This window comes from Runella sp. R0.1_18 (assembly GCF_057652155.1).
In genome coordinates this window covers 1-320 of the sequence record NZ_JBYFCK010000118.1, presented here as the reverse complement: position 1 = coordinate 320, position 320 = coordinate 1, and the positions used below count along the sequence as shown (strand labels likewise).

The following is a 320-nucleotide window of genomic DNA, read 5'->3' as shown; positions in this document are numbered from 1 at the left end:
CCTTCTTCCAGGCGCCAAGCCTTAATGCCTTGTTTTTGCAGTTGTTCGACGGCTTCATCAGCAAACACACAGAAGGGACCCCGGCAGTACACAATCACCGGTTTGTCTTTGGGTAAAGCGGCAATCCGTTCCGAAAGGTGTTCCATGGGGACCGATAAGGCTTGGGGAATGTGCCCGGCCCGGTACTCTTTTTCGGGCCTTACATCCAGAACTACTACATTTTCCTGTCGGACTTTCTCGATTAGCTCGTCGATGGATATTGACTGGAAGGAGTTTTTCTGCTCCCGGAAGTCTTTTAGGGTCCGCTCGATCTGGGCAAA

1 protein-coding gene is annotated in these 320 nt (G+C 51.6%); it reads right to left on the bottom strand.

The window, feature by feature from the left end:
- The coding region (locus tag AC23P2_RS31330; protein WP_487776826.1) for a rhodanese-like domain-containing protein at window positions 1-320 on the bottom strand (320 nt) is incomplete at both ends.